The sequence below is a fragment of the Streptomyces sp. NBC_00005 genome (assembly GCF_045160215.1).
Taxonomy (GTDB): Bacteria; Actinomycetota; Actinomycetes; order Streptomycetales; family Streptomycetaceae; genus Streptomyces.
Map to the genome: position 1 here is coordinate 10,274,313 of NZ_CP108316.1, position 18,584 is coordinate 10,292,896.

The 18,584-nt window shown below is 73.0% G+C and carries 4 protein-coding genes; all 4 read left to right on the forward strand.

Translation table 11 applies throughout. The features are described 5' to 3' along the window. Positions 1 to 230: 230 nt before the first annotated feature. The 4 genes from OG303_RS46955 (at position 231) to OG303_RS46970 (ending at position 18,550) form a co-directional block, all read left to right on the forward strand. A complete protein-coding gene (locus tag OG303_RS46955) occupies positions 231 to 1,580 on the forward strand; it encodes a transaminase (RefSeq protein WP_405876175.1) in 1,350 nt (449 codons plus the stop codon). Positions 1,581 to 1,621: 41 nt separating this feature from the next. Continuing rightward, complete coding sequence (locus tag OG303_RS46960) at positions 1,622 to 2,062, forward strand: Lrp/AsnC family transcriptional regulator (protein ID WP_405876176.1); 441 nt, start codon at positions 1,622 to 1,624, stop codon at positions 2,060 to 2,062. A gap of 372 nt (positions 2,063 to 2,434) precedes the next feature. Then, complete coding sequence (locus tag OG303_RS46965; RefSeq protein WP_405876177.1) at positions 2,435 to 4,165, forward strand: fatty acyl-AMP ligase; 1,731 nt, start codon at positions 2,435 to 2,437, stop codon at positions 4,163 to 4,165. Positions 4,166 to 4,324: 159 nt separating this feature from the next. Next, complete coding sequence (locus tag OG303_RS46970; RefSeq protein ID WP_405876178.1) at positions 4,325 to 18,550, forward strand: SDR family NAD(P)-dependent oxidoreductase; 14,226 nt, start codon at positions 4,325 to 4,327, stop codon at positions 18,548 to 18,550. Positions 18,551 to 18,584 lie beyond the last annotated feature (34 nt).

Consider the following 18,584-nt stretch of genomic DNA (forward strand, 5'->3'; position numbering starts at 1 on the left):
CTCGTGGATCCGGCCGAGCAGCGGAAGGGGTGGCGTGGCCTGGCGTTTCGAGCCCGAGTGTTCCCGCCTCGGTGCCGCGTTCGAAGGGGCTGGGACTCGCGCGGGGGAGTGTCACGAACACGCGCGATCCAATCGTTCAGACAATTGATTCTGCGGCCAAGCCTTGATGTGCCAATGGTTCCCGTCGTAGCCTCCGAGAGTTCCGTCGTGCCCAGAGTCCGGGGGATTCCATGGATCGAGCCCGTCTGCAGCACCTGCTGGCCCGCGAGAAGGAGCGGGCCGCGCTCGGCTGCCCACGTTCGAAGGACGCCTACGGGCGGGCCGACCATCTCTTCGGACGCGTACCGATGACGTGGATGAACAAGACGGCGGGTGCCTTCCCCCGATATCTCGCCACCGCCCGCGGCGCCCGTGTCACGGACATCGACGGGCACGAATACGTCGACTTCTGCCTCGGAGACACCGGAGCAATGGCCGGTCACTCCCCGGCGGTCGTGGCCGACGCGGTCCAGCGCCGGTTCGCTGAGCAGGGCGGTGCCACCGCGATGCTGCCGACCGAGGACGCCGAATGGGTCGGCGCCGAGCTGACCCGCCGCTTCGGCCTGGCCCGCTGGAGCTTCTCGCTGACGGCGACCGACGCCAACCGGTGGGCGATCAGGCTCGCCCGGGCCGTCACCGGCCGTCCGAAGATCCTGGTGAACAGCTACAGCTACCACGGCAGCGTCGACGAGTCGCTCATCGTCGTCGGACCCGACGGCGGGGGAGTGGCCCGCCCCGGAAACGTCGGCGCCCCGTGCGACGTCACGCTGACCAGCCGCGTCGCGGAGTTCAACGACCTGGAACAACTGGAACGCGAACTCGCCCACGGCGACGTGGCCGCCGTCCTCATGGAACCCGCCCTCACCAACATCGGCATCGTGCTGCCCGAACCCGGATACCTCGCGGGCGTCCGCGAGTTGACCCACCGGTACGGCACCCTCCTCATCAACGACGAGACCCACACCTTCTCGGCCGGCCCCGGCGGCTGTACGGCGGCCTGGGACCTGGAGCCCGACCTGCTCACCATCGGCAAGGCGATCGGCGGCGGCATCCCGGCCGGTGCGTACGGCCTGTCCGCCGAACTCGCGGAGCGTCTCCTCGGCCGCGCCGACCTCGACCTCGTCGACATGGGCGGCGTCGGCGGCACCCTGGCCGGAAACGCGCTCTCCGTCGCCGCCATGCGGGCCACGCTGGAACACGTCCTGACCGACGAGGCGTTCGCCCACATGACCAAGCTTTCCGAACGCTTCGAGGCGGGCGTGAGCGCGGCCGTCGACGCCCACGCACTGCCCTGGTCGGTCAGCCGGCTCGGCGCCCGCACCGAGTACCGCTTCGCTGCCCCGGCGCCCCGCACCGGCACCGAATCCGCGGCCGCCGGCGACCCCGAGCTGGAGGACTTCCTCCACCTGTACCTGGCCAACCGGGGCATCCTGCTGACGCCGTTCCACAACATGGCGCTCATGTGCCCGGACACGACCGACCAGGACGTCGACACCCACACCGAGGTCTTCGCCGCCGCCCTGGCCGAACTGGCCGGCTGAGCGGCGCCGAGGGAGCCGACCGGAAGAGGAGAACGACCAACGTGGACGAGATCGACCGGGCCATCCTGCGCGAACTGCAGACCGACGGGCGCATCGCCTACGCCGAACTCGGCCCCAAGGTGGGCCTGTCGGCGTCGGCGGCCCGCCAGCGCCTGCAGCGGCTGCTGGACTCCAAGGCCGTCCAGGTCGTCGGGGTCACCGACCCGATGGCCATGGGCGGGCAGGCCATGGCCCTGCTCGGCATCGGCGTGGACGGCGACCCGCGCGCGGTCGCCGACGAACTGGCCGAGCGGTCCGAGGTCGTCTACTCGGTGCTGACCTCCGGCGGCTTCGACCTGTTCGCCGAGGTGGTCGCCTCGGGCCCGCGCGAGCTGCTCGACTTCGTCAACGACGTCGTACGGCCGATCGAAGGGGTCCGGCAGGTCCAGTCGTTCCCGTACTTCGGCATTCACACGCACCGCTTCCTGTGGGACGTCGGCTGACCGACCGGCGCGGGACGGGCACGCTGACAGCCCCTCATGTGCCCGAGCGGGGGGTGCCGATGCTCACACTGGGTCTGCGGAAAGCGCGTACCTGTCGTAGGTTGACCACCACCGCCGGGACCTCCAACTTCCGTTCGATACCGGGCGTTTGCAAGGTTGGAACCCAGGGCTGAGGGAACTTGCTAGGGTGTTACTCGCCGGTAGCAAACGGCATGGGGACCTGCGTGCACGGCGCTGCGACTCCCCGACGGCTGGTCGAGCCGGACGGTCTGGCAAGGGGGCCGGGCCGGTCACGGATGCCGCGCATACGTGTCGCGCGGCTCTCGAACTCCAGTTCCTCGCCCACTGATCCAGACAGGTGAGACTCTTCACATGGCTCGTTCCCTGGTCGACTTCCTGACCGAGCACGCCTCGCACCAGCCCGACCGGACCGCCTTCCGCTATCTCGTCACGGGCGACTGCGACGGAGAGACCCTGGACGTCTCCTACGGCCGCCTGGCCCGACGATCCCGGGCCGTCGCCGCCTGGTTGCAGGAACGCGGCCTGGCCGGTGCCCGTGCCATGCTGCTCCACCCGCCCGGCCTGGAGTTCATCTCCGGCTATCTGGGCTGCCTCTCGGCGGGTGTCGTCGCCGTACCCGGCGTGCCCCCGCAGGGCCGGGCGCAGAACCACCGCGCCCTGACCCGCATGAAGCGCCTGATGGCCGACGCGGACGCCAAGGTGATCCTCGGCGGCCGTGAAGTGATCGCCGCCCTGGTCGAGATGGCGGAGCACCTGCCCGAACTCGCCGACGTCATCTGCGTCGCCACCGAGGACATCCCCGACGAGGCCGCCGACGCCTGGCGCGCCCCCGACCTCACCCCCGACTCGGTGGCCTTCCTCCAGTACACCTCCGGCTCCACCTCCGCCCCCAAGGGCGTGGCCGTCACGCACGGCAACCTGGTCGACAACGAGCGGATCATCACCGAACGGATGGGTCACACTCCGCAGGTCCTGGAGGAGTACGGCCACGAACTGATCGTCAGCTGGCTGCCCGTGTACCACGACATGGGCCTCATCGGCCCGCTTCTGAACACGGTCTACCTCGGCTTCACCACCACCCTCTTCTCCCCGCTGCACTTCCTGCAGAAGCCGGAACGCTGGCTGAAGGCCATCAGCCACTACCGTCCGCACACCAGCGGCGGCCCCAACTTCGCCTACGAACTGGGCCTGAAGCACGCCACTCCGGAGCTCGTCGACGGCCTCGACCTGAGTTCGTGGAAGGTCGCCTTCAACGGGGCCGAACCGATACGCCCCGCCACCCTGCGCCGCTTCACCGACACCTTCGCCCCGGCGGGCTTCCGCCGCGAGGCCTTCTACCCCTGCTACGGCCTCGCCGAGGCGACCGTGATGGTCACCGGCGGCTCCGTGGACGCCCCGCCGACTCTCCTCGCCGCGACGGACGTCGGCCCGCACGCCGGCGAGGCGGACGCGGCCGCGGTCGGCTGCGGCCGCCCCGGCCCCGGCCTCACGGTGACGATCGCGGACCCGGAACAGGGCACGGAACTCCCCGAGGGCCGGGTCGGCGAGATATGGGTGAGTGGCGCGAGCGTCGCCAAGGGCTACTGGCGCAACACCCTCGCCACCCGCGAGACCTTCCGCGCCACCCTGCCCGGCCACCAGGGCCGCTTCCTGCGCACGGGCGACCTCGGATTCCTGCGAGAGGGCGAACTCTTCGTCACCGGCCGCCTCAAGGACCTGATCGTCATCGACGGACGCAACCACTACCCGCAGGACCTGGAGCTGTCCGCCGAGATGTCCCACCCGGCCCTGCGCCCGGGCTGCACCGCCGCGTTCTCCGTCTCCGTCGACGAAGGAGTCGAGGGAGAGCAGATCGTCCTCGTCGCCGAGGTGGCGCCGGACGCCGCCGGCGAGTCGGAGAAGATCACCGACCTGATCCGCAGCGCGCTCGGCGAGGCCCACGGCCTGTCCGTCCGGGACGTCGTGCTGGTCCACCCCGGCACGATCCCCAAGACGTCCAGCGGGAAGATCCAGCGCCGGGCGACCCGCACGGCACACCTGGACGGCACCCTTTCCCTGGTCGCCGTGCCCGCCGAGTGCTGAAACCGCTCACCTGGCCGCTGCCGCCCGACGGCACAACTGCCGTTCGCCATCCGCCCGTTCGGCCGTGCGTCGCGCATGTCACCGAGGCGCCGCCCGTGTCGGCCGGATCGCTCGTACGGACAACACACCGAGCCCGAGTTCACGAGGACACCTGCCCCGATGCCTGCGAACGAGTCCACGAAGCTGCCCGCCGAGCCGTCCCTCACCACACCGGAGAGCGTGCGGGCCTGGTTGGTGTCCTCGGTCGCCGAGGTGGCCGGGCTCGACCCGCTGACCGTCGACCCGCACCGGCCGATCGCGGAATTCGGCCTGGGTTCACGCCAGTTGGTGGCTCTGGCGGCGCAGCTGTCCGACCGGACCGGCCGGCCGCTGAGCCCCTCGCTGGTCTTCGACCACCCGACCGTCGCGGCGCTCGCCGAGGCGGTGCTCGCTGATCCGCACACCGTGACGGTGGCGACCGGCCCGGTGCGCAGCGAGATGTCCGCACGGGTGGACGACGACATCGCGATCATCTCCATGGCCTGCCGGTTCCCGGGCGGCGCCGATGACCCCGAGGCGCTGTGGCGGCTGCTGGCCGCCGGTGAGGACGTCATCACCGAAGTGCCGCCGGGCCGTTGGGACACCCGGGGGCTCCACGGCCCCGACCCGGAGGCCACCGGCACGGCGTATTCGCTGCGCGGCGGCTACCTGACCGGCATCGACCGTTTCGACGCGGCTTTCTTCGGGATCTCCCCGCGCGAGGCCGCGGCCATGGACCCGCAGCAGCGGCTGCTGCTGCAGACGTCCTGGGAGGCGATCGAGCGCGCCGGGATCGTGCCGGGAACGCTGAACGGCAGCTCGACCGGCGTCTACGTCGGCCTGTACGACAGCGGGTACCTCGCCTCGGCCTCGCTGGGGCAGCTCGACGGTCACGTCGGCACGGGCTCGGCGTCCAGCGTGGCCTCGGGACGCATTGCCTACTCCCTGGGCCTGCAGGGACCGGCGGTCACCGTCGACACCGCCTGCTCGTCCTCGCTCGTCGCCCTGCATCTGGCGGCGCGGGCGCTGGCGGGAGGCGAGTGCGACCTTGCGCTGGCGGGTGGTGCGTCGCTGCTGGTGACGCCGCGCGCGCATGTCGAGTTCAGCAGGCTGCGCGGGCTGTCGCGATCCGGGCGGTGCAGTCCGTTCTCCGCCGACGCGGACGGCGTGGTGTGGGCCGAGGGCTGTGGCCTGGTGCTGCTCAAGCGGCTCGCGGACGCGCGCCGGGACGGCGACCGCGTCCTCGCCGTGGTCAAGGGTTCCGCGATCAACCAGGACGGGCGCAGCCAGGGACTGAGCGCCCCGAGCGGCCCGGCGCAGGAGCGGGTGCTGCGCGCGGCCCTGGACGCGGCCGGGCTGGGCCCCGGCGACCTGGACCATGTCGAGACCCACGGCACCGGCACGCCCCTGGGCGACCCCATCGAAGTCCGGGCGCTGGCCGCCGTCTTCGGACCGGGACGGCCCGAGGACCGGCCGCTCGACATCGGCTCGCTCAAGTCCAACATCGGTCACGCGCAGGCCGCGGCAGGCATAGGCGGCATCATCAAGACGGTGCTGGCGCTCCAGCACGGCGTGCTCCCGGCCTCCCTGCACGCGGCTACCCCGACCGGGCACGTCGACTGGGCGGACAGCAGTCTGCGCGTCATCACCGACCCCCGGGACTGGCCCCGGGACGGAGAGCGGGTACGGCGGGCCGGCGTGAGCGCGTTCGGGATCAGCGGGACCAACGCGCACGTGGTCCTGGAGGAGGCGCCGGAGGACCCGGCGCAGCCCAGCGACGACCGGCCGACCGGGCAGACGACCCTCTTCCCGCTCTCCGCCCGCACCCCCCAGGCCCTCCTGGGACAGGCGGACGCCCTCCAGCAGGCGCTCGCCCGGCACCCTCAACTGCCGCTGCCCGCCGTGGCGTCGACGCTCACCCACCACCGCACGCACTTCGAGCACCGGGCCGTCGTACAGGCGGGCTCCCGCGACGAACTGCTCGGCGCCCTGCGGGGACTTGCGGCGGCCGAGCCGGACCCGGACCTGACGGTCGGCCCCCAACAGGCCTTCCCGACCGGCAAGTTGGCCTTCGTCTTCCCCGGCCAGGGCGCCCAGTGGGCGGGCATGGCCCGCGATCTGCTCGACAGCGATCCGGTGTTCGCCGACGAACTCGACCGCTGCGACGCGGCCTTGCGCCCGTTCACCACCTGGTCGGTCACCTCGGTCCTGCGCGGCGATGCCGGCGCCCCGTCCCTGGAGCGCGTGGACGTCGTCCAGCCGGTCCTGTTCGCCGTGATGGTGTCCCTGGCCGCCGTGTGGCGGGCGCGTGGCGTACGACCGGACGCGGTGATCGGGCACAGCCAGGGCGAGGTCGCCGCGGCCTGTGTCGCCGGGGCACTCAGTCTCAACGACGCCGCCGCCGTGGTCGCGCTGCGCAGCCAGGCCCTGACCGACCTGTCCGGCACCGGAACCATGGCGGTCGTCGCCCTCCCGCACACCGAGGTCGAGGCCCAACTCGCCGAACTGGACGGGCGGGTATCGGTCGCCGCGGTGAACAGCGGCCGCTCCACGGTGGTCGCCGGCGATGTGGAACCGCTCGAGAGTTTCCTCGCCGACCTCGACCGGCGACAGGTGTTCGCCCGCCGCCTCGACGTCGACTACGCCTCCCACAGCGCGCACGTGGACCCGGTCCGCGCGACGATCCTCGACGAGCTCGACGGCGTCACCACAAATGAGACGTCCGTCGCCTGGTACTCGACGGTCACCGGCGAACCGGTCACCGAAGAGCTGGAGGCCGACTACTGGTACACCAACCTGCGCGAGCCGGTCCGCTTCGGGCCGACCGTGCGGCGCATGGCGGCCGACGGCTACCGCTGCTTCGTCGAACTGAGTCCCCACCCCTCCCTGCTCACCGCCGTCACCACCGTCGGCGAGGACCACGGCCATGACCTGGTCGCCGTAGGATCGCTCCGCCGCGACGAACCCGGACCCGCCTGCCTGGACCGTGCGGCCGCCGAACTGCACGTGCAGGGCCGCCCGATCGACTGGCGACGGCTGGTCCCCGACATCACGACCACCGACCTGCCGACCTACGCCTGGGACGCACAGCGCCACTGGACCGACCCCGACACCGCGGCAGCGGGCCCCGCCCTCTTCGACCGCGCCGCCCATCCGCTCCTCGGCATCCAGCTGCAGTCGGCCGACGCATCCCACTGGACCTTCCGCAACGAGTGGTCCCCGGCCACCGCAGCCTGGCTGCCGGACCACACCGTGTTCGGACAGACCGTGGTGTCGGGCACCACCCTGATGGAGTTGTGCCGCGCCGCGCTCGCCGTGACCCGCCCCGATGCTCCTGACGACCTTGCCGACCTGCTGCTGCTCGCGCCCCTGACCCTGCCCGCCTCCGGCACGGTCGAGGTGTCGGTCGAGGTGGACGACTCCGCCCCGGTACCGGAGATCACCGTCCACAGCCGCCCGCGCGGCCAGGAGACGGTGGGCTGGACCCTGCACGCCACCGCCTCGGCGGCCGAACCGGGCCCGGAAGCGAGCGCCTCGCCACCGGTGTGGCCGCAGGCGGCGCAGGAGACCTGGAGCGAGGAGACGTACGACCGGCTGGCCGCGCACGGGCTCGGCTACGGCCCGGCCTTCCGGGGCGTTCGGTCGGTGACGGCGACCGGCGACGACGAGCTGCTGGCGCGCCTCACGCTGCCACCCGTGACGGGGGAGACGGCCGAGGCGTATCCGGTCCATCCGGCGCTGCTGGACGCGGCGTTGCAGGTGGCCGCCGCCTTCGACGCGAACGCCGGGCGGGTGCTGCTGCCGGTGGCGGTGGGCCGCTGTGCGCTCCCGCCGGGCGGGGCGAACGAGCTGACGGCGGTGGTGCGGCGGACCGGTGGCTCCGGGACGGACCTCGTCCTGGACGTGACGCTGTGGGACGCGGACGGTGTTCCGGCGGGCCGTCTGGAAGGCGTACGGCTGCGAGCCGCCGACCCTGCGGACCTGCGAGCGGGCTCGGAGAACGCCCGGCATCTGTACGAAGTGGCGTGGACGGAGCTGCCCGAAGCACCGGCCGGCGACGAGCCGACGTCCTGGACCGTGATCGGCGATCGCTCGGACCCGCAGGTCGCGGCGATCGTACGCGGCTTCACGGCGGCCGGCGTCGAGATGACCGAGTCGGGAGCCGACGTCGTCGTACGGCTCTGGCCGAGCCCGGCAGCGGACGCCGAACCGGCCGCTGCTGCGGGCGAGTTGGCGGCCGCCGCCCTGGAAGAGGTGCAGGAGCTCGTCGCCCTCGCACCCCACGAGGCGCCGGCGCGGACCGTCTGGGTGACCCGCGGCGCCGTCGCCACCGGCGACGCCGACACGGTGCCGGGCCTGGCCCAGTCGGTCCTGTGGGGCCTGGCCCGCAGCACCCGCAGCGAGCACCCGGACCTCGGACTGACCCTGCTCGACATAGACATACACATAGGCGGCGGCGCCGATTCCGCGATGGCGGTGGCGGCCGCCGTCGCTCACGCCGATGAACCCGAACTCGCCCTGCGACGGGGCGTGTTGCTCGCCCCGCGCCTGCTGCGCGCCCGCCCGGCCGACAAACTGCGGATCCCCGCCGGAGACTGCTACGAACTGACCGGCCTCCCGGCCGACGTCACCCTGGGCGCGGTGACGCGTCCGGCGCTCGGTGCCACCCAGGTGCGGATCGAGGTGCACGCCATCGGCCTGCATCCCACACACATTCCCTGCGCCGGCGTACTCACCGAGGTCGGCCCCGAGGTCGAGGGCCTCGCGCGCGGTACACGGGTGGCCGTCCTCGCCGACGCCGAGCCGGGGTCCGAGCTGGTCGCGGACGCGCGGCTGATCGCCGTGCTCCCGGACGACCTGCCGTTCACGACCGCGGCCGCCGTGTTGCCCGCGGACGCAGCCGACGGCGCAGAGGCGGCCGCCCAGGCCCTGCGCGCCGCCGTCGACGCACCCGTGCGTCCGCAGGTCTTCCCGGTCACCGCCGCGCGCGAGGCGGTACGCCGTCGGAAGGCGTCCGGCCGCCCCGTCGTCCTCGACCTCGTCGGCCGTCCCACCCTGGTGCCCACCGACGGCACGGTGCTGATCACCGGCGGCCTGGGGGCGGTCGGGCGGCAGATCGCCTGCCTGCTGGCCGAACAGGGCGTACCCCGGCTGCTGTTGACGTCTCGTCAGGGAAGCGCGGACGTGCGGGCTGCCGAGGTCGTCGCGGAGCTGGCCGCACTCGGGGCCGAGGCCGTGGTGGTCGCCTGCGACGTCGCGGACGCGACCGCCCTGACCGGCGTACTCGCCGACGTCGGCGAGGCGTTGCCGCTGCGCGGCGTGGTGCACTGCGCCGGAGTCCTGGCCGACGGCGTGATCGCCGAGCTGACTCCCGAACGTCTCGCGCAGGTGCTGCGCCCCAAGGTCGACGGCGCCGCGCACCTGCACCGGCTGACCGCCGAGCTGCCGCTGGAGCTGTTCCTGCTCATCTCGTCGGCCGCGGGCGTCGTCGGCAATGCGGGGCAGGCCAACTACGCGGCGGCCAACGTCTACCTGGACCAACTGGCCCACCACCGCCGGGCATTGGGCCTGCCCGCCACCTCGCTCTCCTTCGGCGCCTGGGCCGGCGAGGGACTTGCCGCCCAACATGCCGACCTGGAGCGGATGGCGCGCCTGGGCCACCGCGCCCTCACCGGCGAGCAGGGCCGCGCCCTCGTGGAACTCTCCCTGCGCCGCGGCACCCCGCACCTGCTCGCCTGGGCCCTGGACCTGTCCCGCCTGCGCGACAACCCGGCGGCCACCGGCGCGCTGTGGACCTCCCTCCTGCCCTCGCCCCACCCCGGCCAGCAGGCCGGCCACGGTCTCGCGGACCGGCTGGCCCGGCTGCCGGAGACCGAACGCGCCGCCCGGGTACGGGAGTTGGTGTGCGAGGAGGCCTCCCGCGCCCTGGGTCTGCCCTCGGCCCAGTCCGTCCGCCCCGACCAGCCGCTGCGCGACCTCGGCATGGACTCGGTGACGGCCGTCGACCTGCGCAACCGCCTCAGCACCCGCATCGGCGCCCGGCTTCCCGCCACCCTGCTCTTCGACCACCCCACTCCCGCCCGCCTCGCCGACCATCTGCTGGCCACCGCGCTCGCACCGCACGGCGGCAAGCTCCGCCGGACCGCGCCGGACGCGCAGCAGGCCCGCACGACGACACCCGCCTCCGACGAGCCCGTGGCCGTCATCGCCACGGCCTGCCGCCTGCCGGGCGCGGTCGACTCTCCGGAGGCGCTGTGGCGGCTGGTCGCGGAGGGCCGCGACGCGGTGGGCCCGTTCCCGGCCGGGCGCTGGGACGTGGAGTCGCTGTACGACCCCGACCCGGAGGCGCCGGGGAAGTCGTACGCCCGCGAAGGCGGCTTCCTCGACGACATCGATTCCTTCGACGCGGCGTTCTTCGGCATCACGCCGAAGGAGGCGGCGGCCATGGACCCGCAGCAGCGGCTCCTGCTGGAGACGGCCTGGGAGTCAGTGGAACGCGCCGGGATCGTGCCCGCCGAACTGGCCGGCAGCACGACGGGTGTGTACGTCGGCATGTTCGCCGGCGACTACCTGGCCGGGGCCGGCCTCGACCAGCTGGACGGCTACGTCGGCACCGGCTCAGCCTCGAGCGTGGCCTCGGGCCGCCTCGCCTACACGCTCGGGCTGAACGGTCCGGCCCTGACGGTGGACACGGCCTGCTCGTCCTCCCTGGTGGCGGTGCACCTGGCGGCGCAGGCGCTGCGCGCGGGCGAGTGCGAACTCGCCCTGGCGGGCGGGGTGACGCTCATGGTCACCCCGCAGACCTTCGTGGAGTTCAGCCGCCTGCGCGGCCTGTCCCCGACGGGCCGGTGCCGCTCGTTCTCGGATGCCGCTGACGGCGCGGTCTGGGCCGAGGGTGCGGGGATGGTCGTACTGAAGCGGCTGAGCGATGCCCGCCGCGACGGGGACGAGGTGCTGGCCGTGCTGCGCGGCACCGCGGTCAACCAGGACGGCCGCAGCCAGGGGCTGTCCGCGCCGAACGGCCCGGCGCAGGAACAGGTGATCCGGCGGGCGTTGGAACTGTCCGGACTCGGCCCGGCCGACATCGACCATGTCGAGGCGCACGGGACGGGCACCACACTCGGCGACCCGATCGAGGCGAACGCCCTCGCGGAGGTCTTCGGCGACTCGCGCCCCGCCGACCGGCCGCTGTACCTGGGCTCGCTCAAGTCCAACATCGGCCACGCGCAGGCGGCTTCGGGCGTGGCCGGGCTGATCAAGGTGATCCAGTCGCTGCGGCACGGGATGCTGCCCCGCTCGCTGCATGCCGACACGCCCAGCCACCACGTGGACTGGGCCGACAGCGGGCTGCACGTGCTCCAGGAAGCGGTGGCCTGGCCGGCCGGTGAGCGGCTTCGGCGTGCCGGTGTGAGCGCCTTCGGTATCAGCGGAACCAACGCACACGTGATCGTGGAGGAGGCTCCGAGGTCCGAGGGGACGGCTGCGAAGGACGAACCCGCCCCGGTCAATGGGCTGTTCGTGCTGTCCGCGCGCACCCAGGATGCGGTGCGGGGGCAGGCCGCACGGCTCGCCGAACACCTGACCGGCGACGTGGCACTGTCGGACGCGGCACTGTCGGACGTGGCCTACACACTCGCGCAGCACCGCAGCCACTTCGAGCGGCGTGCGGCGGTGGTGGCAGGTGACCGGGACGAACTGCTGGCCGAGCTCAACGAGTTGGCCGGTGGACGCAGGCCCTTGGCGGCGCCTCGCGAGGAGCCGTCGGGCAAGGTGGCATTCGTGTTCGCCGGGCACGGCGGCCAATGGCCGGGCATGGGCCTGGAGTTGATGGCCGGCTCGGAAGTCTTCCGGCAGGAGCTGACCCGCGTGGACGAGGCCGTCCACCGGCACACGGGCTGGTCGGTCCTCGACGTCCTGCGCGCGCCGGAAGAGATCGCCCCGCTGGGCCGGACCGAGTTCCTGCAGCCGACGCTGTTCGCCGTCAACGCGGCACTGGCCGCCGCCTGGCGCGCACTCGGCGTCGCACCGGACGCCGTGGTCGGACACAGCCTGGGCGAGATCGCCGCCGCATACAGCGCGGGCGCCCTGTCGTTGGACGACGCCGTCGCGGTGGTGTGCGGCCGGGCCCAGGCGGTCGTACCGCTGGTGGGCGAGGGCGGCATGCTCGCCCTGGAACTCCCGCGCACGCGGGTGCAGGAACTGCTGGAGCCGTATGCGGGGCGGCTGTTCGTCGCGGCGGTCAACAGCGGGCAGTCCACGGCCGTTTCCGGTGCCGCGGACGCCCTCACCGACCTGCTCGACCAGTGTCAGGAGCAGCAGATCCCCGCCCGGCGGCTGACAACTCCGTTCGCCTCGCACACCCCCTTGATGGCACCGGTGCGAGACGAACTGCTCCACCGGTTGCGCACCGTCCGCGGCGTGCCGGCCGAGGTGCCGCTGTACTCGACCGTGTCGGCGGAGCCCGTGCCGGGAGATCGACTGGAGGCCGGGTACTGGTACCAAAACCTCAGCGAACCGGTCCGCTTCGGCGACACGATCCGGCGGATGCTGGACGACGGATACCGGTACTTCGTGGAGCTGAGTCCGCATCCCTCGCTCGGTTCCTCGATCGAGGCGGTCGCCGCCGCCGCCGGAGTCGACGCCGTGAGCATCGCCTCCCTCCGCCGTGAACAGGGCGGGCTCGACGTCCTGTTGCGCAGGGTGGGGGAGCTGTACACGGCCGGGCACACCCCCGACTGGCCGGCCCTCTTCCCGGCCGGCGGCCGCGTCGACCTGCCCACGTACGCCTTCGCCCGCGAACGCCACTGGCGGACACCGGCCTCCCCGGCGAGCGCCATCTCGCCGCTGCTGGGCGCGCACATCGAGGCCAGCGACGAGCCGGACCGCCACCTCTTCCAGACCGAGATCGACCTGCGCGACGCCTGCTTCGCCTATCTCACCGACCACCGCGTCACCGGCGAGGTCTGGCTGCCCGGCGCAGCCTTCCTGGACATGGCGCTCGAAGCGGCGTCCGCGGTACAGGACGGCGGTGAAGTAGCCCTGGCCGACGTCAGGTTCGACCAGCCGCTGCGTCTGGACCCGGACAAGCCGGTCCGGCTGCAACTGGTCCTGCGGCCCGCCGAAAACGGCTCGCGGCACTTCACCATCGCGTCGGCTGCGACCTCCGCGAGGTGGGAGCGGCACGTCACCGGGCGCGTCACCTCCGCGAGCGGCGACTGCGCACCGGATGGGGGCGCCTCGCCGACCGCCGTGCGCGAACAATGCCGCGAGGACGCCGACATGTCCGCCGTCTACACCCGGCTCGCCGCCCTCGGGATCGAATACGGCCCGGCCTTCCGTGGTTTGGAGCAGGGCCGTGCCGCGGACTCGACCGCATGGGGCCGGCTTGCCCCGAGGCCCGCCGCCGGGCATCTGCTGCACCCCGCGGTCCTCGACGCCGCCTTCCACACGGCCGCCCTGCCGCACGACGCGCCCGCGGGCCGGGCCTTCGTGCCCGCCGGAGCCGGACGGTTGCGCTTCACCGGACGCGGGACAACTCCCGTCTGGGCGACGTGCCGGCTGCGCTCCGTGGACGGTGACAGGGCGACACTCGACCTGCGACTGTACGACGAGGACGAGCAACTCCTGCTCTGTGTCGAGGAGTTCGAACTCGCCGCGCTCTCCCCACTGGACGGCGCACTGTTCGAGACCAGCTGGCAGCCGCGCCCGCCGGCCAAACAGGCGCCCGCGCAGGGCAGTTGGCTGATCCTGGCGGACCGGACGGGAGTCGCCGACGACCTCGCCGACCGACTCTCGGCTGCCTCGGTGCCCCATGTGATGGCCTGCCCGGGTGAGGCATACGGCGTCCAGGGGCCCGGCCGGTACGTGCTGAACCCGGCCGATCCGCAGCACCTGAACCGCCTGTTCGACGACGCCTTCGAGGACGGGGCGCCCGAGCGCATCGTGCAGTTGTCCGCGCTCGACGCCCCGGCGATCGGCGACCCCGGCACCGCCCGGGAAGCGGCCCGACTGTGCTGCCTGAGCACGCTGCACCTGGTACGCACGCTGGCCGACCGGGCCAAGGGGCCGGCTCCCCGCCTGTTCACCGTCGTCCGGGGCAGCCAGGCCGCCGACGGCAGCACGCAGGTGACCCGCCCCGAGCAGGCCCTGGCATGGGGCTTCGGGCTCGCGCTCGCCCAGGAGCACCCCGAGCTGAAGACCACGCTGATCGACCTGCCGCCGACGGACGGCGTCGACGCCCTCTGGACGCAGCTGCGCCACGCCGACAACGAACGGCTCGTCGCCCTGCGCGCAGCGGGCCGCATGGTGCCGCGCCTGACCCGCACCCGCCCGGACGACAGCGCACCCGGCGCCGCCACCCCGGACGGCGTCCACCTGATCACCGGCGGTCTGGGCGGTCTCGGCCGCATCGTCGCCGAGCGGCTGATCCGGCGCGGCGTCCGGCAACTGGCCCTGCTGGGCCGCAGCGCACCGACCCCGGAAGCGGCGGCCTGGATCACGGGCCTGCAGGAGCGCGGCGTCGCCGTGCTCCTCGCCCACGCCGACGTGGCCGACCGCGACGGCCTGACGGCCGCCCTGGACGCCGTACGACAGGAAGCCGGCCCGATCTCCGCGATCGTCCACACCGCCGGTGTCCTGGACGACGCCACGGTGGCGAACCTGACGGACGAACGCGTCCTGAATGTCCTGGCCCCCAAGGTGCTGGGTACCACCCTGCTCACCGAACTCGCCCCCGAGGCCGAGAACCTCGTCCTGTTCGCCTCGGCGGCCGGCCTGCTGGGCTCGGCCGGCCAGAGCCCCTACTCGGCCGCGAACGCCTTCCTCGACGCCTGGGCCCACCACCTCAGCCTTGAAGACAGGCGGGCACTGAGCCTGGACTGGGGCGCGTGGACGGGCGTCGGCATGGTCGCCGACTCCGCAACCCGGGCCGCCGAAACCAGCCGGTCGGGCCTCGTCGCGTTCACCCCCGCGGAGGGCGGCGAACTGTTCGACCGGGTCCTCGCCACCCAGCGCCGCCAACTCGCCCCCCTCGCCCTCGACTGGGAGTTGCTGGCCCTCGACCCCGACGCCGCACGCACCCGTCCCCTCCTGGCCGACCTGATCACCGTCCCGACCGGCACGGCGGGCTCCGACGACCTCGTCGAGCGCGTCTTCAGGGCGACGACGGACGAGGAGCGTGCCGAACGACTCGAGGCGTACGTACGCGCCAGGGTCGGCCAGGTCTCCGGCGGCACCGTTGACGCCTCCGCGACCACGGCCCTGAAGGAACTGGGCCTGGACTCCCTCATGTTCGTGCGGCTGCGCAACGCCTTCGCCCGCGAACTGGGCGCCGAACTCCCGTCCGCCGCACTCTTCTCGGCCACCGACATCCGAGGCGTCGCACAAGCCCTGGCCACCGCCCTGCCCGAACGCAACACCCGCGCCCGACAGGCCGAAACGGTCACCGAGGTGCCCGAGAGCGAACAGCGCCCGGCCACCCGCGACGTCGTCCGCCTGCTGCGCAGCGCCCGGCCCGGCATGCCGCCCGCGGCCCACGCCGTCGGCCTCGCCGTACGCCTCACCACCCCCACCACCCGCACCACACTGACCGACATCCTCACCCGCCTGACCGGCCGCCACGCGGCGCTGCGCACCGCGATCGTCACCGGCGACGAGGGAGGCAGGCAGCTGCGGGTGCGGCGGGAGCTCGCACAGCCGCCGCTGCGCTGGACGGCCGTACCCGCAACCGAAGAACTCGACGCCGCCGACCGGCTGCGCCACCTGCTCGAACCGCCCTTCGACCTCGCAGAGCCCCCGCTGTGGAGGTTCGAACTCCTCGACGGCGGCGAGCGCGGCCAGATCCTCCTGTACGGCGCCCACCACGCCGTCAGTGACCTGCAGTCCCTGCTGCTGGTCGCGGCCGCGATCGACACCGAACTGTCCGGCACCTCCCTCGCCGACACGGTCACCAACCGCGACATGGACCTGTTGATCGAGGCCCAGCAGCCCGGGGAAGGACCCGCAGCCGGTGCGGCGGAGTGGCGCGAGGCCTTCCAGGGCAGCGAGCGCCTCGACCTGACGCTCGCTCACGCCCGTCCGGCCGCACGCTCGTACCGGGCCGGCAGTGTGAGCGTGCCGATCCCCGACGGGCTCATGGAACGAGTGTCGACGGCCGCGAGCAGGCTCGCCGTCACACCCGCCGCGTTCTGCCTGGGCACCCTGACCGTGCTGCTGGCCAGGCTGCGGGAGCGGGAACGCTTCGTCCTCGCCGTGCCGGTCGACACCCGCATCCACGCCGACGCGTACGACGCGCTGGGCTTCTTCGGCGTACCGGTGCCGTTCCCGGCCGAGGCGCGGGCGCAGGAGCCGGTCGAGGCAGTGCTGCGCCGTACCGACAGCCGGCTGGCGAAGATCCTCACGAAGGGCGCCATGTTCTCGGACGTCCTGCCGGTGCTCGCCAAGCAGGGCCTGTACCGCGCCGACGCGCCGCTGGTGGAGGTGTACTTCAACTACGTCCGTGCCGCGGGCAGCCTCAACGGCCTGGACGTCCTGCCGGTGGGGACGGGCTACTCGGACCTCGACCTCATGATCACCGTGACCCCGGACGTGGGCCGCATCCGACTCGACCACAACCTCGACATCCTGGACTCGGCTGCGGCCACCGGGCTGGGGGAGCAACTGGTGCAGCTGCTCGCGGAGACGGCCGAGGACGCCTCCCGAACGGTGCGTGCAACGCCGGCCGCCGAACTGGCGGTTCCCGGCCCGGAGACCGTTACGGCAGCCGAACCACCGGCCGCCCCGCGTCCCGCACTCGCCCTCGCGGCGACCTTCGCCCTCGGCAACCTGCCGCTGATGTGCGAGGCGGCCCTCAACGACGGGGCACCGGACGGCGGCACGACCACCATCGCGGAAGCCCCGTACCACCAGGTGCTGGCAAGCCTGCAGGATCCTTCCGGCGTCTTCGCCGACCCGGCCACGGCAGTGGGCGTGGTGCTGCTGCGGGCGGTGGACCTGGAGCGGTTCGGGCCCGTCGACGACGCGCTGCTCGCCGAACTGCGCACCGCCTACCCCACCGCACTGCGGGCCCTGGCCGAACGCACCCGCAAGCCCCTGATCGTCGGCTTCCTGCCCGCCGTACACACCCCCGACCGCTTGAGGCGCTGGGAGCACGAACTCGCCGCCGAGCTGGCCGAGTTGCCCGCAACGGCAGTACTGGGCCCCGACGACCGGACCTGGCAGCACCCCGTCGAGGAACGCTTCGACGAGCGCACCGAGCGCCTGGCCCACCTTCCCTTCACCCCCCACTTCCAGGCGGCTGTCGCCCTACGACTGACCGAGGTCGTGCAGGCCGTGCGCCGCCCGGCGCCGAAGGTGATCGCCGTCGACGGCGACGAGACCCTGTGGGGCGGCGTGGCCGGAGAGATCGGCCCCAAGGCGGTGGACCTGACCGGTCCCCGGGCCCTGCTGGCACGCCGACTGCTCGAATGGCGCGCGGCCGGCGCCCTGCTGATGCTGGTCAGCAACAACGACGAAGACACGGTGCGAGCGGTCCTGGACCGCCCGGACAGCCTGCTGAAGCCGGAACACTTCAGCGTGCTCTCCGCCGACTGGGGCCCCAAGCCGGGCCGCCTGGCCGAGGCGGCGCGCACGCTCAACCTCGGCCTGGACAGCTTCCTGTTCCTCGACGACAACCCCGCCGAGATCGCCAAGGTCCGCTCGACGCTGCCACAGGTGCTCTCCGTGACGTGCCCGCCCACGCCCGAACTCGAAGCATTCCTGGGGCGGTTGTGGCCGCTGGTGCCTGCCGCGGCGACGTCCGAGGATGCACTGCGGGCCCGGTTCTACGAGCAGGAACGGGAACGGGACACCGCCCGCGAGCAGGCCGGCTTCGAGGACTTCCTGAACGGGCTGGAGCTGCAGGTCGACATCCGGCCCCTGTCCACCACCGACGTCCCGAGGGCCGAGCAACTGGTGCGCCGTACCAACCAGTTCACCCTCCACCCGCGCTCCGACGACGGCCTCGACGTCACCCGATGGCGCGAGCACGGCGAAGTGTGGACGGCCGCGGCCCGCGACCGCTTCGGCGACTACGGCCAGATCGGCGTCCTCGCCCTGCGCGCAGACGGCGACCTGCTCGACGTACTGGCCTGGCTGTTGAGCTGCCGCGCACTCGGCCGGGGCGTCGAGGAACGCCTGCTGCAGTGGCTCGCCGACCACGCCGAGGAGTCGGGCTGCACCAAGGTCCGCCTGAGCGCGCAACGCACCGCCCGCAACGCACCGGCCCGCCGACTGCTGGCCGCCCTGGGCGGGGGAGAGCAGGACGACGAGCGGCTGGAGTGCGTGGTCACACCGGAACACCTGCGCGCGTTCCGCTCGTGGCAGCAGTGACGAAGCGATCAGCAGTGACGAAGCAATGCGGAAA

Excerpts from the sequence above, each read along its gene's own strand:
- OG303_RS46955 (WP_405876175.1), top strand. The coding sequence starts at position 231 with ATGGATCGAGCCCGTCTGCAGCACCTGCTGGCCCGCGAGAAGGAGCGG.
- OG303_RS46965 (WP_405876177.1), top strand. The coding sequence starts at position 2,435 with ATGGCTCGTTCCCTGGTCGACTTCCTGACCGAGCACGCCTCGCACCAG.
- OG303_RS46970 (WP_405876178.1), top strand. The coding sequence starts at position 4,325 with ATGCCTGCGAACGAGTCCACGAAGCTGCCCGCCGAGCCGTCCCTCACC.